At 65.1% G+C, this 21,110-nt stretch carries 15 protein-coding genes, 1 tRNA gene and 3 pseudogenes; 6 read left to right on the forward strand and 13 right to left on the reverse strand.

What is annotated here, in order from left to right; all coding sequences use genetic code 11:
* The first annotated feature begins 120 nt into the window (after positions 1-120).
* Together QFZ54_RS12235 and QFZ54_RS12240 are read left to right on the forward strand one after the other, a co-directional pair.
* A complete protein-coding gene (locus QFZ54_RS12235) occupies positions 121-897 on the forward strand; it encodes a hypothetical protein (RefSeq protein WP_307087446.1) in 777 nt (258 codons plus the stop codon).
* A 177-nt stretch (positions 898-1,074) separates the two neighbouring features.
* Positions 1,075-2,325 carry an MlaA family lipoprotein gene (locus QFZ54_RS12240; RefSeq protein WP_307087449.1) on the forward strand — a complete coding sequence of 417 codons (1,251 nt, stop codon included), beginning with the start codon at positions 1,075-1,077 and terminating at the stop codon, positions 2,323-2,325.
* Positions 2,326-2,696: 371 nt separating this feature from the next.
* Here the strand turns inward: QFZ54_RS12240 and QFZ54_RS12245 are convergent, their stop codons facing one another.
* Positions 2,697-3,998, reverse strand: coding sequence for a hemolysin family protein (locus QFZ54_RS12245; RefSeq protein WP_307087452.1), 1,302 nt, complete (start codon positions 3,996-3,998; stop codon positions 2,697-2,699).
* A 195-nt stretch (positions 3,999-4,193) separates the two neighbouring features.
* Here QFZ54_RS12245 and QFZ54_RS12250 point away from each other — a divergent pair, with 195 nt between their 5' ends.
* Positions 4,194-4,868, forward strand: coding sequence for an OmpA family protein (locus QFZ54_RS12250; RefSeq protein WP_307087454.1), 675 nt, complete (start codon positions 4,194-4,196; stop codon positions 4,866-4,868).
* A 153-nt stretch (positions 4,869-5,021) separates the two neighbouring features.
* On the opposite strand, the gene QFZ54_RS12255 is transcribed toward QFZ54_RS12250, so the two are convergent.
* The 8 genes from QFZ54_RS12255 to QFZ54_RS12290 form a co-directional block, all read right to left on the reverse strand.
* The gene (locus tag QFZ54_RS12255; RefSeq protein ID WP_307087456.1) at positions 5,022-5,369 is read right to left on the reverse strand and encodes a tRNA-binding protein; all 348 of its coding nucleotides are present in this window, start codon (positions 5,367-5,369) and stop codon (positions 5,022-5,024) included.
* A complete protein-coding gene (locus QFZ54_RS12260; protein WP_056054264.1) occupies positions 5,356-6,030 on the reverse strand; it encodes a glutathione S-transferase family protein in 675 nt (224 codons plus the stop codon). Before QFZ54_RS12260 ends, QFZ54_RS12255 begins: the two co-directional genes overlap by 14 nt.
* A gap of 253 nt (positions 6,031-6,283) precedes the next feature.
* The gene (gene gltB / locus QFZ54_RS12265; RefSeq protein ID WP_307087461.1) at positions 6,284-10,792 is read right to left on the reverse strand and encodes a glutamate synthase large subunit; all 4,509 of its coding nucleotides are present in this window, start codon (positions 10,790-10,792) and stop codon (positions 6,284-6,286) included.
* Positions 10,789-11,262, reverse strand: a complete 474-nt coding sequence (locus tag QFZ54_RS12270) for a hypothetical protein (protein ID WP_307087463.1) — start codon at positions 11,260-11,262, stop codon at positions 10,789-10,791. Before QFZ54_RS12270 ends, gltB begins: the two co-directional genes overlap by 4 nt.
* Entirely contained in the window at positions 11,259-11,555 is a 297-nt protein-coding gene (locus QFZ54_RS12275) for a nucleotidyltransferase domain-containing protein (RefSeq protein ID WP_307087465.1), read from the reverse strand. Before QFZ54_RS12275 ends, QFZ54_RS12270 begins: the two co-directional genes overlap by 4 nt.
* The gene (locus QFZ54_RS12280) at positions 11,552-12,994 is read right to left on the reverse strand and encodes an NAD(P)-dependent oxidoreductase (protein WP_307087467.1); all 1,443 of its coding nucleotides are present in this window, start codon (positions 12,992-12,994) and stop codon (positions 11,552-11,554) included. The genes QFZ54_RS12275 and QFZ54_RS12280 overlap by 4 nt, the downstream gene beginning before the upstream one ends.
* A 152-nt stretch (positions 12,995-13,146) precedes the next feature.
* Positions 13,147-13,956, reverse strand: a complete 810-nt coding sequence (locus QFZ54_RS12285; protein WP_307087468.1) for an undecaprenyl-diphosphate phosphatase — start codon at positions 13,954-13,956, stop codon at positions 13,147-13,149.
* Positions 13,957-14,015: 59 nt separating this feature from the next.
* Complete coding sequence (locus QFZ54_RS12290; RefSeq protein ID WP_307087470.1) at positions 14,016-14,969, reverse strand: complex I NDUFA9 subunit family protein; 954 nt, start codon at positions 14,967-14,969, stop codon at positions 14,016-14,018.
* A 113-nt stretch (positions 14,970-15,082) separates the two neighbouring features.
* Here QFZ54_RS12290 and QFZ54_RS12295 point away from each other — a divergent pair.
* From QFZ54_RS12295 to QFZ54_RS20400, 3 genes and pseudogenes are all read left to right on the forward strand, one after another.
* A tRNA-Leu gene (locus tag QFZ54_RS12295) sits at positions 15,083-15,169 on the forward strand.
* A 470-nt stretch (positions 15,170-15,639) separates the two neighbouring features.
* A pseudogene (locus QFZ54_RS12300) lies at positions 15,640-16,344 on the forward strand (DUF2490 domain-containing protein); the annotation flags it as partial.
* A 15-nt stretch (positions 16,345-16,359) separates the two neighbouring features.
* Positions 16,360-17,451: pseudogene (locus QFZ54_RS20400) on the forward strand (alpha/beta fold hydrolase).
* Between the two features lie 64 nt (positions 17,452-17,515).
* On the opposite strand, the gene QFZ54_RS12315 reads toward QFZ54_RS20400, so the two are convergent.
* The 4 genes and pseudogenes from QFZ54_RS12315 to QFZ54_RS12330 all read right to left on the reverse strand — a co-directional run bounded on the left by QFZ54_RS12315 (position 17,516) and on the right by QFZ54_RS12330 (position 21,105).
* A complete protein-coding gene (locus tag QFZ54_RS12315) occupies positions 17,516-19,012 on the reverse strand; it encodes an MFS transporter (protein WP_307087473.1) in 1,497 nt (498 codons plus the stop codon).
* Positions 19,009-19,776 carry a lactonase family protein gene (locus QFZ54_RS12320; protein WP_373458517.1) on the reverse strand — a complete coding sequence of 256 codons (768 nt, stop codon included), beginning with the start codon at positions 19,774-19,776 and terminating at the stop codon, positions 19,009-19,011. Before QFZ54_RS12320 ends, QFZ54_RS12315 begins: the two co-directional genes overlap by 4 nt.
* Positions 19,760-20,050: pseudogene (locus QFZ54_RS20405) on the reverse strand (beta-propeller fold lactonase family protein); the annotation flags it as partial. The pseudogene QFZ54_RS20405 and the gene QFZ54_RS12320, both read right to left, overlap by 17 nt.
* Positions 20,050-21,105 (reverse strand): zinc-dependent alcohol dehydrogenase, encoded by a 1,056-nt coding sequence (locus QFZ54_RS12330; RefSeq protein ID WP_307087477.1) that lies wholly within the window; start codon positions 21,103-21,105, stop codon positions 20,050-20,052. The pseudogene QFZ54_RS20405 and the gene QFZ54_RS12330, both read right to left, overlap by 1 nt.
* Positions 21,106-21,110: the final 5 nt, after the last annotated feature.

Consider the following 21,110-nt stretch of genomic DNA (forward strand, 5'->3'; position numbering starts at 1 on the left):
CCTTGGTCCTCCCCCGCCGGGGAGGCGGCTGGCGCTTGCCAGACGGAGGGGGAGGACCAGACTTGACTACCTAGCCGATTACCTCTCGCCGCACTTCACTCGCATCGCTACGGTATGGGAATGAACGAAACTTCCTCGACTTCCGCCTCAGGCCTGAGCCTGTTGCCCGACGGCATCGGAACGCTGACCGCGATCCACTTCGCGATCATCGCGGTGCTGGCGGTTCTCGTCGTGATCGGCCTGATGTGGGGCATCAAGGCCAAGCGCAGCCGCACCAAGGCCGCGCACGACGTCATCGCCAATGCCGAGGAAGCCGGCGTCCCGCCCGAGCCGATCACGACGAAACCGGTGGTCGAGGAGCGCAAGGCCGAGCAATCGCAGGCGCAGACGCAAATCGCGCGCGCGCCAGTTCCCGCGCCGGCCCTTGCCCCCGTCGCGCCGCCCCCCGCTCCCTCCGAACCTGCGCCGCCGGTTCGAAGCGCACCCGAACCAGCGCCGGTCCAGCGCGACGACGAGTTGACGGAAACGCCCCATCGTCTCGCCGACGAACCGATCGCCGCTGCGTCGCCGTTGGAGGCTAGCCCGGCGACCGAGGTTGCCGCGCCGGCTCCAGCTGAACCGGCGGCGGTCGAACCGGTAGCGTCGGCGCAGTCCTATGCGGACGGGCCCGTGACGCAGTTGAAGGGGCTCGGGCCGAAGGTCGCCGCGCAGCTTGGCGCGCTCGGCGTTTCGACGGTCGGCCAGATGGCGGCGCTATCGGAGAGCGAGGCGCAGGGCATCGATGCGCAGCTTGGCAACTTCACCGGGCGGATGGGTCGCGATCGCTGGATCGAACAGGCACGGTTGCTTGCAGCCGGCGACAAGGCGGGCTTCGAAGCGGTATTCGGCAAGCTTTAAGCCCCGCGCATGGTGGATTGGCAGTGTACAGAAGGCCTGCCATCGGTCTGTTCCGTTAACCGTGATCCGCACTGTTCGATGACGATTGGCTCTATGCTGCACGCGCGCCGACGGGCATGTCGGGCGCGTCGTACCTCGATGTAGGAGGGCGGCCGATATACAGGGCGATGAGTGCACATGCTGGTAACGATGAGCGCAATGCTGTTGACCGCTGCACCCGTTCACCTGACGGCCGCGCCGGTTTCGTTACCCGGTGAAAGCGCGAGCGCGGCCCTCCCCGGCGCGGTTCCGTCGCCTTTTGCCAGCGATTTTCCGGCCGTCTTACAGATGGCGGCCGTACAGATGGCGGCCTCGCCACTTGCCTTGGCCACGTCGCTTCCGGCGATCGAAATCTTCGCCCAAGGGCTACCCACGCAGGACATTCCGCCGGTCGGGCCTGCTCCGTTGGGCACCCTGCCTGCCGAGCGAACTTCGAAGGATATCGTCGTCACCGGCCGCAGGGAGACCGCGGGCGACCCGTTGCGCGCGGTCAATGCCGAGTCGTTCGCGGTGACGCAGAAGGTCGACGACGCGGTGATCGGTCCGGTCGCGCGGACCTACAAACGGGCCGTGCCGAGCCCGATTCGGCGCGGCATCCACAACTTCCTCTACAATCTGCGCGAGCCGATCGTCTTCCTGAACTTCCTGCTCCAGTTCAAGCCGGGCAAGGCGGCGGAAACGGTCGGGCGGTTCGCGATCAACTCGACGATCGGTGCGGCCGGCGTGATCGACATGGCGAAGCGCAAGCCGTTCCGCCTGCCGCGGCGCTCGAACGGGTTCGCGAATACGCTCGGCTATTACGGCGTCAAGAACGGGCCGTTCCTGTTCCTGCCGCTGGTCGGGCCGACGACGATTCGCGATCTGCTGGGTGGCGCGGTCGATAGGCTGATCCTGCCGGTCGGCGTCGGCAAGCCGTTCACCAGCGCGTCGTACACGATCCCGGCGGGGATCCTGGGCGCGCTCGACCACCGGTCCGAGTTCGACCAGACGCTGAAGGACCTGCACGACAATTCGCCCGATCCGTATGCGGCGACGCGGGCCTTCTATCTCAACCGGCGGCAGGCGGAGATCGACCACCTCCACGGGCGCGTCGAGGGCGATCCGGCGGGAATGTCGGGGCCGCCGCCGAGCGTGGTGCCGTTCGTGCCGAGCGATCTGGAGCCCGGGGCGGCAGCCGCTTCGGGGACGAATTCAGAGGTGCCGGCGGCGGACTCCAGCGGTGCACCTACCGTTGATGTACCCGCGGCGGCTTTCCCGGCTGCTCCGGCCGTCGATGTGCCGGCGGCGGCGCCCGCGGTTGCTGCTCCCGGTGGCGATGTGCCGGCGGCAGCGCCGGCGGCGGCTTCTCCCGGCGTCGACGCGACTAGCGGATCCGAAGCTCGCCCCTGAACGAAGGAGGAGCCTTACCGCCCCCTCTCTGTTCGTGCTGAGTAGAGACCGAGTAGCTCCGTCAGGAGCGTATCGAGGGCTCGTATCGAAGCACATGTCCCGCACCCCAACCTGTCCTTTGACACGCCGCTTCGACAAGCTCAGCAGCTACTCAGGACGAACGGAGGGGGCGCCTCACAAGCAAGGGGAGCAACTAACTCAACCCCGAGCACCTCCCCGGCGGAGGCCGGGGCCCAATTGGGGGACGTGGCAAACTTGAGTTAGCGCATAGTTACTGCGACCTTCCCATTTGGGCCCCGGCCTTCGCCGGGGGGAGGCGCATGCTGGGGGAGGCCGAGGGGAACCGTCCCCAACAGAGCCAAACCTTACCCTCAGACCTCACTCACGAGCAGCTTGTCGATCCGCCGCCCGTCCAGGTCGACGATCTCGAACTTCCACCCCTGCTCGACGAAGCTCTCGCCCTCGCCCGGCAGGTGGCGGAACACCGACAGCGCCAGCCCGGCGACCGTCGCGTAGTCGCGATCCTCGGGCAGGTCGATGCCGAGGCGGTCGGCGAGCGAGTCCGCCGCCATCGTCCCCGCCACCAACAAAGAGCCGTCGTCGCGCACCACCACCGAAGGCGCGTCGTCCGGGTCGGCGTCCGACTTGAACTCGCCGGCGATCGCGGCAAGCAGATCGGCCGGCGTGACGATGCCTTCGAAATGACCGTATTCGTCGTGGATCAACGCCATCGGCACCTCGGCCTCGCGCAATGCCAGCAACGCATCCATCGCGTCGATCTGGTCGATCACGACGGGGGCTTTCCGCATCAGCGCGCGCAGGTCGATCGGATCGCCGCGGAACAGCGCCGCGGCGATGTCGCGCGCCTGGACGACGCCCTTGACCGCGTCGATCGAGCCTTCGCCGACCGGCAGGCGGGTGTGCTGCGACGCGAGCAACGTCTCGCGGATCTCGTCGGGGCCCCAGTCGCAGTCGAGCCAGTCAATCTCGGTGCGCGGCGTCATCACTTCGCGGACCGGGCGATCCGCGAGGCGGACGACGCCCGAGATGATCGATCGCTCATGCTCCTCGATGATTCCCGACTTCGACGCCTCGGCGACGATCATGTGGAGTTCTTCGGCGGTGACGTGCTCTTCCGATTCGCGGTTGAGCCGGAGCAGCTTGAAGATCAGCGCGCTGGTCGAATCGAGCACCAGCACGATCGGCGCGGTACCGATCGCGAGCCATCGCATCACCGGCGCCATGAACGAGGCGATCGCCTCGGGCGAGCGGAGCGCGAACTGCTTGGGGACGAGTTCGCCGATGATCAGCGACGCATAGGTCGTCAGGCCGATGACGATCGCGAAGCCAGCGGTCTCGGCGGTCGAGGCGGACAGGCCCCAGGCCTGCAACCGCGCGGCGGTCGGCATGCCGAGGCTGGAGCCCGAATAGGCACCCGCGAGAATGCCGATCAGCGTGATGCCGATCTGGACGGTCGACAGGAACTTGCCAGGATCGGCGGCGAGGACCATGGCGGCGCGCGCGCCCTTCTTGCCTTGGCGCGCCATCGCCTCGAGCCGGGCTTTCCGCGCGGAGACGATGGCGAGTTCGCTCATCGCGAACACACCGTTCAACGCGACCAGCGCGAGGATGATCGCGACGTCGATCCAGGGGAAGGGGGGAAGCGGTGCCATTGGCTCGCCGCCTCTTTGCAGGACAACGCCGCGTCGTACAACCGTCCTTGCGTAAAGCCGTGCGGATACTCGACATCGCCGCGCGATGATGGTCATGGTCGGTTCAGTGCGCAGGCGGAACAATCGTCGCGAAGCCGGGTTGTCGGCCGTATCGGGCACAAAGCCGTCATCCATCACGTCTCAGGGAGATTATCTATGAAAACCAAGATGTTCGCAGGTGCTGCAATCGCCGCATTGATCGCCACCAGCGGCTGCACGACCGATCCCGAGACGGGTCGCCAGACGATTTCGAAGACCGCACTGGGCGGTATCGGTGGCGCGCTCGGTGGCTATCTGCTCGGCGACGTCGTCGGTGGACGGAGCGACCGGACCGAGAAGCTGCTGGGTGCCGGCATCGGCGGTCTCGCTGGCGCGGGCGTCGGCGCGTACATGGACAAGCAGGAGCGCGATCTGCGCGCGCGCACCGCCGGTACCGACGTGCAGGTCATCCGCCAGGGCGACGACCTGGTGCTCAACATCCCGTCGGGCATCACCTTCGCCTATGATAGCGCGACGGTGCAGCCGCAGTTCCAGCGCACGCTCGATCAGGTCGCGGATACGCTGTCGCAGTACAACCAGACCTATGTCGACGTGTACGGGCACACCGATTCGACCGGCAGCGATGCATACAACCAGACGCTGTCGGAACGTCGCGCGCGCTCGGTCGCGGATTATCTCTCGGGCCACGGCGTTCAGGCGGCGCGCATCGGCACGCGCGGTTACGGCAAGACGCAGCCGATCGCGTCGAACGACACCGACGAGGGTCGCGCTGCGAACCGTCGCGTCGAGGTGAAGATCGTGCCGATCACGCAGAGCGATCTGCGCCAGTAAGGGATTCGGGGTGGGGACGGATTGGCCGCTCCCCACCCGTTCGGGCTGAGCGAAGTCGAAGCCCAGCCGTTGCGCACCAGCCCTTCGACTTCGCTCAGGGCGAACGAAGAGTTGCATCCGTGGCTAGACCAGCAGCCGCGCGCGACGAGCCTGCTAAAACAACCGTCCGCCGTTCGGGACCTGCCCGGTCGGCGCAATCAGCACCACTTTCCCGTCCGCATCGGGAAAGCCGAGTGTCAGGACTTCCGACATCATCGGGCCGATCTGGCGCGGCGGGAAGTTGACCACCGCCGCGACCTGGCGGCCGACCAACGTCTCCGGCGTATAGTGTTCGGTGATCTGCGCCGACGATCGCTTTACGCCGATCTCGTCGCCGAAATCGATCCGCAGCTTGAACGCGGGTTTGCGCGCTTCCGGGAAGGGTTCGGCCTCGACGATCGTGCCGACGCGGATGTCGACCTTCTCGAAGTCCGGGTAGGCGATGGGCTCAGAAATCGACATTGTCGTAGTGCGCAGGCGGCGAAATCAGCTCCATCCGTTCGGACAGCAGCGGTCGGAAGCTCGGGCGGCTCTTGAACCCGCGATACCAGCGGGCTGTCTGGTCGTGGCCCTTCCAGTCGATCCCACCGAGATAATCGGTGACCGAGATCTGCGCGGCGGCCGCCAGATCGGCGAGGCTCATCGTCGCGCCGCCGAGCCAGTTCCGGTGATCGAGCAGGTAATCCATATAGTCGAGATGCCCGACCGCGGCCTTCATCGCCTCGCGCAAGCCCTTCGCGTCGGGCGCGGTGCGGTGCGCGAGGCGCTTGACCATGCGCTCGTGGAGCAAGGGCCCGGTCACGTCGCGGTAGAAATGCGTGTCGAACCACGTGACCAGCCGGCGGATCTCGGCGCGGTTGGTCGCGGTGCCGTTGATCATCGCCGCCTTCTCGACGGTTTCCTCGAAGAATTCGCAGATCGCCATCGAATCAATGAGGGGAGCGACACCGCGCGACGCGTCGACCATTACCGGGGTCTGGCCGGCGGGGTTCATGTCCATGAACTCGTCGCGGCGGTCCCAGGGCGATTCGCGCACCAGTTCGTAGCCAACCCCCTTCTCGCCCAGCAGCAGGCGCACCTTTCGCGAGAAGGGACACAGGGGGAATTGATAAAGCTGCCACATACTCTTCGTTTAGGCGGCATGTGCCGGGTGTGTCACTAGCGCGGGTTGGTCGTCGAGTAAGAAGATTTGGTTCACGCGGAGGCGCGGAGACGCGGAGGTGTTGCGTTCGGCGCGAGCGAAGCTCCTTCGTCACCAATCGCAATAGGAGAGATGCAGAGGGAATTTAGCTCCGCGTCTCCGCGTCTCCGCGTCTCCGCGTGAACCAATCTTACTGTTGCCCTCCCCGGCGGACACCGGGGGGAAAGACGGCGTCCTACTCCGCCGCAACCAACTCCGCGCTGTCGTCGAGCGGGTGGCTCAGGCGCGTCAGCATTTCCTTTGGCACGATCTGCCAGAAATGCGGCGCGACCCGGTCCCAGTCCTCAAGCAGGCCCTTCGACCATTTGCTGTCCGTCGTGTCGGCATGATCGCGGACCAGGTCGAGCAGCACGTCGGCCCAGTGGAGCGATTTCACGCGGTCCCAGGTGATGTTCTCGGGGTTGGCGCGCTTGGCGAACACGCCGTCGGGATCGTAGACGAACGCCATCCCGCCGGTCATCCCCGCACCGAAGTTCGCACCGACCGCGCCGAGCACCACCGCGATGCCGTTGGTCATATATTCGCACCCGTTCGCGCCGCAGCCCTCGACGACGACGGTCGCGCCCGAGTTGCGGACCGCGAAGCGCTCGCCCGCCTGCCCTGCCGCGAATAGCCGGCCAGACGTTGCTCCGTAGAGCACGGTGTTGCCGATGATCGTGTTGTCCTGGCTCGCCAGCGGCGAACTCACCGCCGGCCGCACGATGATCGTACCGCCCGAAAGCCCCTTGCCGACATAGTCGTTCGAATCGCCGAACACTTCGAGCGTGATGCCCTTGCACAGGAACGCACCGAGCGACTGCCCCGCGGACCCACGCAGCCGGATCGTGACGTGATCGTCCGCCAGCGTCGACATGCCGAACTTCCGCGTGATCTCGCTCGACAGCCGCGTTCCCACCGCGCGGTGCGTGTTGCGCACCGAATAGGTCAGCTGCATCTTCTCCCCGCGCGAGAACACCGCCGCCGCGTCCTTGATGATCTGGGCGTCGAGGCTGTCGGGGACTTCGTTGCGGAATGTCGACAGCGAGAACCGGCGTTGAGAATCGTCCGCGTCGACCTTCGCCAGGATCGGGTTGAGATCGAGATCGTCGAGATGCTCCGCCCCGCGGCTCACCTGCCGCAACAGCTCGGTCCGCCCGATCACGTCGTCGAGGCTCTTCACGCCAAGCCGCGCGAGGATGTCCCGGACTTCCTCGGCAATGAAGGTCATCAGGTTGATCACCTTCTCGGGCGTGCCTACGAACTTCTGGCGGAGCGCGTCGTTCTGCGTGCAGATGCCGACTGGGCACGTGTTCGAATGACACTGGCGCACCATGATGCAGCCCATCGCCACCAGCGACAGCGTGCCGATCCCGAACTCTTCTGCGCCCAAGATCGCGGCGATGACGATATCGCGCCCGGTCTTGAGGCCCCCATCGGTGCGCAGACGCACACGACCGCGCAGGCCGTTGAGCGTCAGCACCTGGTTGACCTCCGACAGCCCCATCTCCCACGGCGTGCCCGCGTACTTGATCGACGTCTGTGGCGACGCGCCCGTCCCGCCGACATGCCCGGCGATCAGGATCACGTCGGCATGCGCCTTCGCGACACCCGCCGCGACCGTGCCAATGCCCGCCGAGCTGACGAGCTTCACGCATACCCGCGCCCGCGGATTGATCTGCTTCAAATCGTAGATCAGCTGCGCCAGATCCTCGATCGAGTAGATATCGTGATGCGGCGGCGGCGAGATCAGCGTCACGCCGGGCGTCGCATGGCGCAGCTTGGCGATGAACTCGGTCACCTTGAACCCCGGCAACTGCCCGCCCTCGCCGGGTTTCGCCCCTTGCGCGACCTTGACCTCGATCTCCTCGCAGGCGTTCAGATATTCCGCCGTGACGCCGAACCGCCCGCTCGCGATCTGCTTGATCGTCGAGTTCGCATTGTCGCCGTTCGCGTACGGCACGAAGCGCGACTTGTCCTCGCCGCCCTCGCCCGACACCGCCTTCGCGCCGATCCGGTTCATCGCGATCGCCAGCGTCTCGTGTGCCTCAGGCGACAGCGCCCCCAGCGACATGCCCGGCGTCACGAAGCGCTTGCGGATCTCGGTGATCGCCTCGACCTGATCGACCGGCACGCCTTCCGCGGGGAAGTTGAACTGGAGCAGATCGCGCAGGTACACCGGCGGCAGGTCGGACACGCCGCGCGAAAATTGCAGGTAGCTCGTATAGCTGTCGGTCGCGACCGCGGTCTGGAGCAGGTGCATCAGTTGCGCAGAATAGGCGTGCGTCTCGCCGGTGTGGCGCTGGCGATAGAAGCCACCGATCGGCAACGTCGCGACCGCCGGATCGAACGCCGCCTCGTGGCGATCCGTCGCGTTGACGTGCAGCGAGGCGTAACCCTCGCCGCTGATCTTGGCGGGCATCCCCGGGAACAGGTCGTTGACGAGACTGCGCGAGAGCCCGACGGCCTCGAAATTATAGCCGCCGCGGTACGACGAGATCACCGCGATACCCATCTTCGACATGATCTTGAGCAGCCCCTCCTCGACCGCGACACGGTGGCGACGAAGGCATTCGGCCAGCTCCAGATCGCCGAACAGCCCGCGCGACTGCCGATCGACGATCGCAGCCTCGGCCAGATACGCGTTCACGGTGGTCGCACCGACGCCGATCAACACCGCATAATAATGTGTGTCGAGGCACTCGGCGGTCCGCACGTTGATCGACGCGTAAGAGCGCAGCCCACGGCGGACGAGGTGCGTGTGCACCGCCGCCACCGCGAGCACGCCGGCGATGCCGACGCGGTCTTCGGAGATGGCTTCGTCGGTGAGGAAGATCTCGCTCTTGCCCTGGCGGACGGCTTGCTCGGCCTCGTTACGGATCCGTTGGATCGCCGCGCGCAGCTTCTCCGGCCCACCGCCGACGTCGAACGTACAGTCGATCTCGGCGACCGCGTTACCAAAATGGGCCTTCAACCGCGACCAATGCTCGCCCGTCAGCACGGGCGAATCGAGCACCAGCACGCGCTCGCGCTGGTCACGCACGTCGAGGATGTTGGCCAGATTGCCGAACCGCGTCTTCAGTGACATCACGTGGCGCTCGCGCAACGGATCGATCGGCGGGTTGGTAACCTGCGAGAAGTTCTGGCGGAAGAACTGGCTGATCAGCCGCGGCTTGTCCGAGATCACCGCGAGCGGCGTGTCGTCGCCCATCGATCCGATCGCTTCCTTGGCGGATTCGACCATCGGCGACAGGATCAGCTCCATGTCCTCCATCGTCTGGCCCGCCGCGACCTGGCGGCGCGCAAGCTCGGCGCGGTCGTAGCGGACGACCACGTCCTCGACCGAGGGCAAGTCGGCGAGCGTGTGGAATTCGCCGATCATCGCGGCATAGTCCGCCTCGCCCGATATGCGATCCTTGATCGCGCGATCCTGCAGCAAGCGACCCTCGTCGAGGTCCACCGCGATCATCTCGCCCGGCCCCAAGCGCCCCTTGGCGACGATGGTGGATTCGGGAACGACGACCATGCCGCTCTCCGACCCGACGATCAGCAGGCCATCCGACGTCAGCGTGTAGCGCAAAGGCCGCAGCGCGTTGCGATCCATCCCGGCGACCGCCCAGCGGCCATCGGTCATCGCCAGCGCGGCGGGGCCGTCCCAGGGCTCCATCACGCTCGCGAGATACTGGTACATCGCGGTATGCTCGGGCGGCATGTCCGGGCTGGCGGCTTCGGGGACCAGCATCAGCTTGGCGGTCGGCGCATCGCGGCCCGAGCGACAGATGGCTTCGAACACGGCATCCAGCGCAGCGGTGTCGGATGCACCCGCCGGGATCACCGGCTTGATGTCCTCCGAATTGTCGCCGAACGCGAGGCTCGCCATCCGGATTTCGTGGCTCAACATCCAGTTCTTGTTGCCGCGGATCGTGTTGATCTCGCCGTTATGCGCAAGGCAGCGGAACGGTTGCGCCAGCCACCATTGCGGAAAGGTGTTGGTCGAATAGCGCTGATGGAAGATCGCGACGCGGCTTTCGAAGCGCTGGTCGCACAGGTCCGGGTAGAAGACCGACAGCGATTCCGCGAGGAACAGCCCCTTGTAGATGATCGACCGGCACGACAGCGAACAGATGTAGAAGCCCTGGATCTGCGCCGCGATCACGCGCTTCTCGATCCGCCGGCGGACGAGGTACAGCGTCTTCTCGAACTCGGCGGCGTCCTGCTCCTCGGGGAGCGGCCCGGCGATCATGATCTGCTCGATTTCGGGACGCGTCGCCTGCGCCTTCTGGCCGATCACCGACACGTCGACCGGCACCTGCCGCCAGCCATAGATGGTATAGCCCGCCTCGATGATCGCGCTTTCGACGATCGTCCGGCAATCCTCCTGGGCGCCGAGATCGGTACGCGGCAGGAAGATCATCCCCACCGCGAGCCGGTTCGGCCGCACCTTGTGGCCGGAGGCGGCGACCGCATCGTCGAAGAACCTCATCGGCAGGTCGATGTGCAGCCCCGCGCCATCACCCGTCTTGCCGTCCGCATCGACCGCGCCGCGATGCCACACCGCCTTCAGCGCATCGACCGCCGACTGCACCACGCGCCGCGACGCGCGGCCATCGGTAGCGGCGACGAGGCCGACGCCACACGCATCGCCCTCGAACTCGGGACGGTACATGCCGTGCTCGGCGAGACGGGCGCGTTCGGTTTCGTTGGTCATGCCAACCATTCCTTCTTGTCGACGTAGGTGAGCGCGCGCTGGCTAGCGGCGCGGAGAGTGTCGGTGGCCCGGACCGCCTCGACCAACTTGGCGAACCGCGCCTCGCTGGTCAGTGGATAGTCGTGGACGAGACGATTGCGTAGCTTGACCACCGCCATCCAGTCGTCGACGCTATCGATGATTCGCAGCGACGCCATCCGGTTGGCGACATCGCGGGCGTACAGGTCCTTTGTATCGACAGCGCGCGCCTGAAGAATGGTCCGAAACAGTCGCATCAACTGATCTTCCAGTTGTTCGACCGTTTTTAGCAAGGCGCGCGATCCGACACGACCATGTTCCGTCATGGCCTTGAACGCAGTCAGGTCGTTCGGCACGGTACCGAGCAACCGCATATCCTCGTCGAGCGCGATGTTGAGCGACTGCACCCGATCACAGATGATCTCGAGGATGTCGTCTTCGGGCTCCGTCACAGCACGATCCCGTCACGATAGGCGATCCGCTCGAACCCGCGCGGCGTACCGCCACGGATCGTGAGTACGACGTCGACTTTTTGCGGATCGATCCGTCGGAACAGCCGGTCCTCGAATTTGCCCCGATCACGCCATTCATCCGCAACCGCGTCGACCTCGATGTGGAGGTCGATGTCGCCGCCGCGCAAGGCGTCGTCGACCCGGCTGCCGAACAGGCGCACGACCGCGGTTTCGCCGAACGTCTCCGCGGCGGCCTCCTTGATCGCGGCGACCTCTTCGGGGTTCAGCCTCATGCCGCCACCTTCGCGTTCGCAGCCTTGGTCTTCAGCCATTTGTGCATCGTCGCGGCGACGTCGCGACCATCGCGGATCGCCCAGACGACGAGGCTCGCGCCGCGGACGATGTCACCCGCTGCGAACACGCCGTCGAGCGAGGTCATCAGCGTCTTGCCGTCGACCAGCACGGTGCCCCAGCGGCTAACGCCGAGTTCGGGCGTCGCGAACAGGGTCGGCAGGTCCTCGGCGTCGAAGCCGAGCGCCTTGATGACCAGATCGGCGTTCACCGAATAGTCACCGGCGGGATCGGGCTCGGGTGCGCGGCGGCCGCTCGCGTCGGGCGCGCCGAGACGCATCTTCCGCACCTTGACGCTCGATACCGTGTCACCACCGTCGAAGCTCTGCGGGCCGGAGAGCCAGACGAACTCAACACCCTCCTCTTCGGCATTGGCGACTTCGCGCTGCGAGCCGGGCATGTTGGCGCGGTCGCGGCGGTAGAGGCACTTCACCGACTTCGCACCCTGGCGGATCGCGGTACGGACACAGTCCATCGCGGTGTCGCCGCCGCCGATCACGACGACGTCCTTGCCCGCGGCATCGAGGCTGCCGTCGTCGAACGCGGGGACGGCGTCGCCGAAGCCCTTGCGGTTCGAGGCGACGAGGAAATCGAGTGCCGCGACCACGCCGTTCGAACTGCCGCCGGGCAGGTCCATCGCGCGCGCCTTGTAGACGCCGGTCGCGATCAGAATCGCGTCGTGACGCTGGCGCAGATCGTCGAGGCTCGCATCCTCGCCAACCGCAAAGCCTTCGTGGAAGACGATGCCGGCTGCCTTGAGGCGCTCGACGCGGCGCATGACGATCGGCTTTTCGAGCTTGAAGCCGGGGATGCCATAGGTGAGCAATCCGCCCGCCCGGTCGTAGCGATCGTAGACGTGCACGTCGTAGCCGTGACCGCGCAGATATTCCGCGGTGGTCAGACCTGCCGGCCCAGCGCCGATCACGCCGACCGACTGGCCCCGCGACTTGCCGGGGACCAGTGGCTCGACCCAGCCATTCTCCCAGGCGGTATCGGTAATGAACTTCTCGACCGCTCCGATCGTGACCGCGCCATGCCCGGTGAATTCGATGACGCAATTGCCTTCGCACAGCCGGTCCTGCGGGCAGATGCGTCCGCAGATCTCGGGCATGGTCGACGTAGCGTTGCTCAGCTCATACGCCTCGCGCAGACGCCCTTCCGCGGTCAGCCTGAGCCAATCGGGGATGTGGTTGTGCAGCGGGCAATGGACGGCGCAATAGGGTACGCCGCACTGCGAACAGCGTCCGGCCTGCTCTTCCGCAGGTTCGACGGCATAGCGTTGCGCAATCTCGCAGAAATCATCGGCCCGCTCATCCGCGGTGCGCTTGTCGGGGTAGGATTGCTCCCTGCCGACGAATTTAAGCATCGAATCGTTCGCCATCATAGCCTCCGACAGCCGCGTTATTGCGCGATCGGAGGCTTGTCACGGCTAAATCAACATATAAGACATAAATGCTGTCGTATATAACTGCCTTTTCAGACAGGATTCTGTGAGAATCGTTCTCAGCTATCTTTATTGGTTCCAGTTCGGACTTACTTGGTCAACAGCCACACCAGCGCGGCCGAGCCGGCTGCCACACGGTACCAGGCGAACGGGACGAAGCCGTGCTTGGTAACGATCCCGACGAACCACTTCACCACCAGCAACGCGACGATGAACGACACCGCGGCGCCGATCGCGATCGCGCCCAGCCCGACCCCGCCGCCGCTCGCGATTGCATCGCGGTTCTTCAACAGTTCGAGCGCGCTCGCGCCCAGCATCGTCGGGATCGCAAGGAAGAAGCTGAACTCGGCCGCGGTGCGCCGTTCGACGCCCAGCGCCAACGCACCGAGGATGGTCGCGCCCGAACGGCTGACGCCCGGGATCATCGCGAGACACTGGAGAAAACCGATGCCGATCACGGTCTTCAATGGAATGTCCGCCACCCCGCTGATGTCGCTGCGAGGCGCGAACCGCTCGACCGCGAGGATCGCGAAGCCGCCGACGATCAGCGCGATCGCGACGACTTCCGCATTGCCGAGCAGCGCCTCGATATATTTGTGCAGCGCCAGCCCGATGACAGCCGCCGGAATGAACGCCACCACCAGATTGCGCAGGAACAGCCACGACTTCGGCTCGCGCTTGATCAGCCCCATGCCGACCGCCCAGAACGTCCGCCAATAGAGAACGACGATCGCGAGGATCGCACCGAGCTGAATGACGACGTTGAACACTTCCCAGCGCCCCGCATCATAACCGAGCAGCCGCGTCGCGAGGATCAGGTGACCGGTCGAGGAGACGGGCAGGAATTCGGTGATCCCCTCGACGATGCCGAGGAGGATGACGGTGAGAAGTTCGGTCAAGCGGGAGCTCCGGCGCGATAGGTCAGGGCAATGTCAGGGGCGGCGTAGCACGCGCAGGATCAGATGACAGGGACTTCCGCGCGCGTTTCGGCGCGACGCCCGAACCGTCCGGCCTTGCGAAAGCGCACCAGCCAGCCCGGCGCGACCGTCGACAGCGGCGTAGCGTCGATGCCGAATGCGGCGAGGCCGTCGGTGCCGGTAACGACGTTGTCGCTCTGCAACATCGTCCACTGGTCCTTGGTGATCGGCATGCCGGGCAGGAAGCCGGCCTTGGCGATCATCGCGCCGGCAAAGTCGGGCAGCTCGACGATCGAGGGATCACGACCGATCGTCTTGGCGATCCAGCGGATGAGGTTGCCCATCGTGATGATGTCGGGCCCGCCGAGCTCCAGCGTCTGGCCGCCGAACGTCTCGGGCGCGGACGCCGCCGCGACGATCGCATCCGCCACGTTGCCGACGAATACCGGCTGGAACTTCGCACCCGCGCGCAACACCGGTACGACCGGCGCCTTGGCGATCATGCCGGCAAAGCGGTTCAAGAACTGGTCTTCCTGGCCGAACACGATCGACGGCCGCAGGATCGTCGCGTTCGGGAACGCGTCGAGCACCGCCGCCTCGCCCTGTCCCTTCGACTTGCCGTACGCCGACGCGGACTCGGGATCCGCGCCGATCGCCGAGACGTGCACCAGCGCACCGACGCCGGCCTTCGCCGCAGCCTGCGCGACGGTCTGCGCGCCGAGCGCCTGGACGCGCTGAAAGTCACCCGCGAGCACGCCAACGAGGTTCACCACCACGTCAGAGCCGTGGACCGCATGCGCGATCGTCTCGGGCTTGGTCACGTCGGCACCGACGAACTGCGTCTGGCCAAGCCCGCCGAGCGGTTTCAGGAAGAACGCCTGCCGCGGATCGCGCTGCGCGATGCGGACGCGCGCGCCCGTCGCCAGCAGCGCCTGTGCGACATAGCGGCCGACGAAACCGCCACCCCCGATCAGCGTCACCAGTTTGTCGTTCATCGCCCGTCCGTCCACTTTGTTTTGCCTGCCAGTTTGCGAATAACCCCTTGCCCCAGCAAGAGGCGTGTTGACAAGCATCGCGACCCTCCACTAGAGGCGCCCTCCTACCCCGTGCCCGGATGGCGGAATTGGTAGACGCACCAGCTTCAGGTGCTGGCGATCGCAAGGTCGTGGAGGTTCGAGTCCTCTTCCGGGCACCATTTTTTGGTCGAAGTTGGACACCGCGCCATCTGCGGCCTGCAGTCCCAGGCAACGCCGGTCTGCAGAGACGATAGCGGGCCAAAGATGATGCTTACAATTCGCTGACAAAAGTCTTGAGGTAGACGACCGCGAGGTCCGGCAGTTTCTCGCGCATTATTCGTTTATCGATATGTCGCCGTCCCTGAGCCAATCGCGCTTCGAGGACTTCGATCCACCTAAATTTATAGGTCGAGCCAGTCCGGCTTGTGGCAATCGGTTCGGCGAACGCGGCGTCCCGCGCGCCCCGCGTTCCTTGCCCGACCGGATAACGAGAGCGTGAATCGCGGTTTCAAGGCGCGTCCATTGCCTGCATCGGCCGCGGCGTGACAACAGGACCCCGATGTATCGCCCTCCCTCTTTAATAGTCTTGCCGCTGCTGCTCGTTGCTGCCCCGGCCTAGGCACAGCAAGAAGATGCGCAGACGTGGGAACAGCTTAACGTGGTCGTGCCCGTCGCGCCGCAATTGCGGGTGACGCTGGAAGAAATCGCGCGGATCAGCGACCGCCAGCGCGGCGTTTACACCACCGAGTTCGGCGCGCTCGTCGGCTGGCAGGTGGTCGAGGGTATCGAACTCGGGTTCGGATACCGCCATGTCGGCTTTCATAGTCGCAACCTCGCCCCAGACGAGGACCGTGTCCGCCAGCAAGTCGTGATCACCAGCGGGAGGTTCGCCGGCCGCTTGCGGCTCGACGAACGCTTCAATTCCGACGGTAGCGAAATTGGCTTCCGCGTCCGTCCATTGTTATGGTATAACATGCCCCTCGGACCAAAACGACTCGCCGCATTCGTCATCCACGAGAGCTTCTTCCTGCCGAACAGCACGACTTGGGGTCAACGCGCGGGGTACGAGCGGATGCGCAACATCGTTGGGCTGGCCTTTCCTCTCGCCAAGGCGGTGATGGCTGATCTCGGCTATCTCAAGCAGTATCGGTTCGCGCGAGGCGGCGCACGGGCGCAGATGGGCAACGCGCTGAACCTGCAGGTGACTGTGAACCTTGGAACGCTAGGCGTCAGGCCTTCACGATTGAGGCGTGCCCGAGGATCGGGTTTGCAGCGGCGTTTGCGAGGACCTGCCCCCGGGCGTGCGTTTTCATTCGAGGCGCATAAGGTCATCGCTTGCGCGCGACCTGCCTAGACGCAACGATGGGGCATGTCGTTCTTACTCCCGCTCCTGCTGCTCCAGGCAGCCGCCACACAGACGCCGCCGCTCACGCCCGCAGTCAGGACGACCCCGTCTACGTCAAAGTGGCCCGCACGCGACGCGCAGTTCACAATCCGGCGATTTCACTTCCGCTCGGGCAAGACGCTGCCGGAGCTGCGCATCAACTATACGATGCTGGGGCAGCGGCATCGGAATGCCCGGGGTGAAATCGACGACGCGGTGATGGTGCGGCACGGGCGGCACCGGCCGCCAATTCCTCAGCTCGCAGTTCGCCGACGAACTCTACGGCCCGGGCCACCCGCTGGACATAGCACGCTATTGGATCATCCTTCCCGACGGGATCGGCCATGGCAGATCTTCCAAGCCGTCCGACGAGCTGCAAATGCGGTTCCCGCACTGCGACTATGACGACATGGTGGAGGTACAGTACCGGCTGCTCCACGACTGGCTGGGCATTCGCCGGATGCGGTTGATCATGGGCACGTCGATGGGCTGCATGCACAGCTTGGTCTGGGGCGAGACACACCCGGAGTTCGTCCGCGCGCTCATGCCGCTCGCCTGCGAACCGGTGGAGATTACCGGGCTGAACCGCATGTGGCGCAAGCTTGCGATCGACGGCATCAAGGCCGATCCGGCCTGGGCAGACGGCGAGTACGCACGCTACCGGTCCACGGCTTGCGCACGGCCTCCAGCTTGCTGTTCATCGCCGGAGCGGCGCCGCTTTACTTCCAGAAACAATATCCCGGCCGCGATGCCGCAGAGGCATTTGCCCAGCAGAAGGTCGCGGCGTCGATCAAGGGGACGGATGCCAACGACCTGATGTATCAACTCGACGCCTCGCGAACCTATGCGCCTTGATCACAGCTGGAAGCGATTACCGCGCCCACGATCTGGGTCAACTCGGCAGACGATTTCATCAATCCACGCAATCTCGATTACCCGCAACGCGCCGTCGCCCGGATGAAGGACGCGCGATTTCGGATGATCCCGGAAAGCGCCGACACGCGAGGGCATGGCACCCACACCGCTGCCCGGTTCTGGAAGCAGGATCTGGCCGACCTGCTACGACGAACCGAATAGTCCACGAGGACGCCGAGAGCGATGGCGGACACTGGGCCATAGAGCGGCGCGGCGTTGGACTCGGTCAGTCGACGGATCGCGCCCTCCGCAAACGCCGCCGGACGCGGGCATCGCGTAGCAGGGATACGGGAATTGCCGTGGCGCTTCTCAGTCCAGCGACGCTGGAGATGTTTCGAATACTACGGCGCGTATCGTCGAGCATCTTGCCCATCAATTCGCGTCGCTCGATCTCGCCCTGTTCCTGCACGAGAGACAGCCGGTGGATTGCGAAAAGACCGATCAGCCCCGCGACGAGAAAATAGAAATCCCAGTTGGTCAGCACCAGCGGCAGGCCGAAACTCCGTTCCGGGTTCGACCATCGCACCAGCACTTCGAGTTTCCGCTTGGCGAAAAAGTCCGCCAGCAAACCACCGATGATGGGGGCCATGCCCGCGGCGACCGCCGTGACGGTCGCGCTTGCCGCGACATAGGCCGTGGCGCTACCTCTCGGCGACAATTTGAGCGCGATATTGGTGGCGGTAAGCGTGACCCCGGCAACGGACGCGCCCATCAGCAGATGCAGCGCGATCAGCCATAGCTTGACCAGATCGCGGTCCCCGATCTGCGATGCGCCGATCATGCCGACGATCGAAACGATATACGCCGGCGCACAGACCGCCAGCACCGACTTGTTGGCGAAGCGGTCGCTGAGCATCCCCCAATAGCGCAGCGCACCGATGTTCGCGATCTGGCTGACCACGCTCAGCACCAGCACGAAGCTGACGTTGAAGTGAAGCTGTCGGACGATGAACACGGTGAAGAACGGCGTCGCCAGGTTCACGGCGAATTGCCAGCTGCCGACGAATACCAGGAGCCGTCGGAAATTGCCGTCGTGCAAGGGTTGCCGGAGCAATTCCGTCAGCCGCACGTCGCCGATCGGCGTGGGCATCATCGGCTCCGGCATCGCGCTGACGACGCGCGCGCTCAGCAGACCGGTGATACACCCGGTCGCGAACATGCTCGCAAATACGAGGTTACGCGCGGGGGAATGCTCGGCGGTCAGGTCCAGCGCAAATGCCGCAGCGAGCCCCAAAGCGAGACTGATCGTCGTCAGCCAGATGGAGCGCTTGGCGAAGATCTGTCCGAGCCGGTTTTCGGGCGCCAGGTCGCGCAGCCAGGAATTCCAGGCGCAGGTACCGATCGCACCCAAGCCACACAGGACCCACTGCGCTGCGAGAAAGATCAGCAAGGCACCGGTACCACTGAAGAAGGCGGTGGCCGCCATGACGCCCAGCATGAGGCGGCCGGCGATACTGGTATAAATTGCGATCCGCTTACGGGCACGTCGACGCTCGACCAGCAGGATTGCGGGGAGTTGCAGCAACTGCGCGAGGAACGGCGCGCTCGCGAGAATGCCGATCATGACATTGGAGGCACCCAGATGCAGCGCGAACGCCGTGAGGATAACCCCCGTCGTGAGCGCCGCAGCCCCACCGGAAAACGCGGCTTCGACAATCAGCAGCGATAGTCCACGCTCGCGCTCCTGCTCGCTGACGTAGGGTGCGGGAGCGAGCCTCGTCATTCGGGCGATGGCTGACCGACGAACACGAACACCGGAGCCGGTACTGCGATGCTTTGATGGTGTGGGGCCAGCGTACCCTCGTCGAGCACGGCAAATACGGTGACGCTGTTTCCCTCCTCGTTCGCCAGGACGAACAGGCGCTCCTTCTCCAGGAGAAGGAAGGCACGCGGCGATTCCCCGCCGCTCGGCACGTGCTGGAGAAGACGTGGGACGCCACCGTCGGCCCAGTCGAAAACCGCAACGCTGTCATGCCCGCGATTGGTGACGTAGATGCGCGCGCCGGAACGATCGAGTGACAGATGGCCGGCGATACTGTCGTCGGTAAAACCGTCCGGCAGGGTCGAGACCTCGTGGACTGCTGTCAAAGTCCCGCCCTCGACGCGCAGCACCGTCAGCGTATTGGCGAGTTCGCTGACGAGTATCGCGAGCGGCAACGTCGGATAAAAAACCAGGTGGCGCGGACCGGACCCGGCCGGCGCCGCATACGCTACCCGACGCTCGCCAAGCCGGTTCGTTGCCCGTTCACGCTGGTAAGCGAGTATTTCGTCGGTCCCGAGATCCACATGGAAAAGCCATCTGCCATCGGGCCCAAAGCGAACACAATGCGCGTGCGCGCCCCCCTGACGGTCCCTGACGGGCCCGTGCCCTGCATTGTCGAGGATGTCCGGATTTATCGAGCGGAATCCCGGTCGCGGGGTCGAGGCGAAACACCGCGACGGTGCCGTTGCCATAATTGGCGACCGCGAGCATGCCTTCGTCCGCATCGAGCGTGATATAGCATGGGTCTTCACCCTTGGTCGCCACGCGCGCGACCTCCTGCCAGTCGTCGCCTGATCTCCGAAAAACGCCTACCGTACCGGCTTGGTGTTCATCGACCAGATAATGAAGATCGTGACGCGTGGAATACGCCCCGAACGAGGCATTTCGCGCATTGGGAAAGGCGCCTTCGCACGCCCACCCGCGGGTTGCATGAAAGCCCAGTCGTTGCAGTCCGGGACCGCCGCTCTCCGCGTAGGTGCCAACGAAGATCGGCGGCATCACGATATCGTGATCGCAACGAACACGGCCCCCGTCTCTTCCTTCCCGTCGGCGGTTTCGAACGCCTCGTTGATGTGATCCAGGTCGAACCGGTGCGTGATCAGGCTCTTCGCGTCGAGCTTTCCCTTTGCCAGCAGGTCCAGCACCATGCCCTGTTCGGGATAGATGTCGCGATAGGCGAAGCTGGCGCTCATCACGATCTCGATCTCCGACATCTGGATACGCTGCCATTCGAGCGGGATCGCGATTTCACCCCCGTCGAAGCCGCCGACCACGACCACTTTGCCGCCCCGCCGGACGAGCTTGGTCGCCAGCGGCAGGGTTTCCGGCATCGACAGGCCGCCGGCGCATTCGAAGGAAACATCGGCCCCGCGTCCGCCAGTAAAGTCCATGACGCGCGAGATCACGTCCCCTTGCGCGCTGTCGACGATCATGTCGGCGCCGAGGTCCCTCGCCAGATCGAGCGAACTGCGGACGCGGTCGATAATCAGTACGTCTGCGCCGCTCATCTTGGCGAGTTGCAGCTGTCCCAGGCCGATCGGGCCCGCACCGATGATCGCGATCTTGTGATTGACCCCGACCTCGGCGCGGTGGTGTGCGTGCAGGCACACCGAGAAGGTATCGATCAGCGCCGCTTCCTCGAAGCTGACGTGTCCAGGAAGTTTGTAGAACTTTCTCTGCGGGCCGCAGACGAACTCGCCATATGCGCGCGACACGTATTTGGTGCGGACGTCGTACAAATGCTCGCAGATATTGTAACGCTGGATTCTGCAGTATTCGCAGACGTCGTCGCCCATCACGGTTTCGATCACGACCCGGTCGCCGGGCTTTAGATCGGTCACGTCTTCGCCGACCTCGACGACTTCGCCGGCCAGTTCGTGACCCACGATATGGCATTCGAGCTCGGGCTCGGCCTTGTTCCAATGGCGCAGGTCGGTGCCGCAGATGCCCGCGACCCGTACGCGTGCGAGTACGAAATCTCCGGTCGGGATGATCGGTCGCTCGACCTCGGCGATCTCGAAGCGGCCGTCGGCGGTTTTCAGCGCAGCCTTCATGGCGG

This window comes from Sphingomonas faeni, assembly GCF_030817315.1.
GTDB lineage: Bacteria > Pseudomonadota > Alphaproteobacteria > Sphingomonadales > Sphingomonadaceae > Sphingomonas > Sphingomonas faeni_C.

Excerpts from the sequence above, each read along its gene's own strand:
- QFZ54_RS12315 (WP_307087473.1), bottom strand. The coding sequence starts at position 19,012 with ATGACGAGGCTCGCTCCCGCACCCTACGTCAGCGAGCAGGAGCGCGAG.
- QFZ54_RS12240 (WP_307087449.1), top strand. The coding sequence starts at position 1,075 with ATGCTGGTAACGATGAGCGCAATGCTGTTGACCGCTGCACCCGTTCAC.
- QFZ54_RS12275 (WP_307087465.1), bottom strand. The coding sequence starts at position 11,555 with ATGAGGCTGAACCCCGAAGAGGTCGCCGCGATCAAGGAGGCCGCCGCG.
- QFZ54_RS12255 (WP_307087456.1), bottom strand. The coding sequence starts at position 5,369 with ATGTCGATTTCTGAGCCCATCGCCTACCCGGACTTCGAGAAGGTCGAC.
- QFZ54_RS12320 (WP_373458517.1), bottom strand. The coding sequence starts at position 19,776 with ATGCGGACGAAGGCATGCTCGCGGTCGCCAATTATGGCAACGGCACCG.
- QFZ54_RS12330 (WP_307087477.1), bottom strand. The coding sequence starts at position 21,105 with ATGAAGGCTGCGCTGAAAACCGCCGACGGCCGCTTCGAGATCGCCGAG.
- QFZ54_RS12280 (WP_307087467.1), bottom strand. The coding sequence starts at position 12,994 with ATGGCGAACGATTCGATGCTTAAATTCGTCGGCAGGGAGCAATCCTAC.
- QFZ54_RS12245 (WP_307087452.1), bottom strand. The coding sequence starts at position 3,998 with ATGGCACCGCTTCCCCCCTTCCCCTGGATCGACGTCGCGATCATCCTC.
- gltB (WP_307087461.1), bottom strand. The coding sequence starts at position 10,792 with ATGACCAACGAAACCGAACGCGCCCGTCTCGCCGAGCACGGCATGTAC.
- QFZ54_RS12290 (WP_307087470.1), bottom strand. The coding sequence starts at position 14,969 with ATGAACGACAAACTGGTGACGCTGATCGGGGGTGGCGGTTTCGTCGGC.
- QFZ54_RS12235 (WP_307087446.1), top strand. The coding sequence starts at position 121 with ATGAACGAAACTTCCTCGACTTCCGCCTCAGGCCTGAGCCTGTTGCCC.
- QFZ54_RS12260 (WP_056054264.1), bottom strand. The coding sequence starts at position 6,030 with ATGTGGCAGCTTTATCAATTCCCCCTGTGTCCCTTCTCGCGAAAGGTG.
- QFZ54_RS12250 (WP_307087454.1), top strand. The coding sequence starts at position 4,194 with ATGAAAACCAAGATGTTCGCAGGTGCTGCAATCGCCGCATTGATCGCC.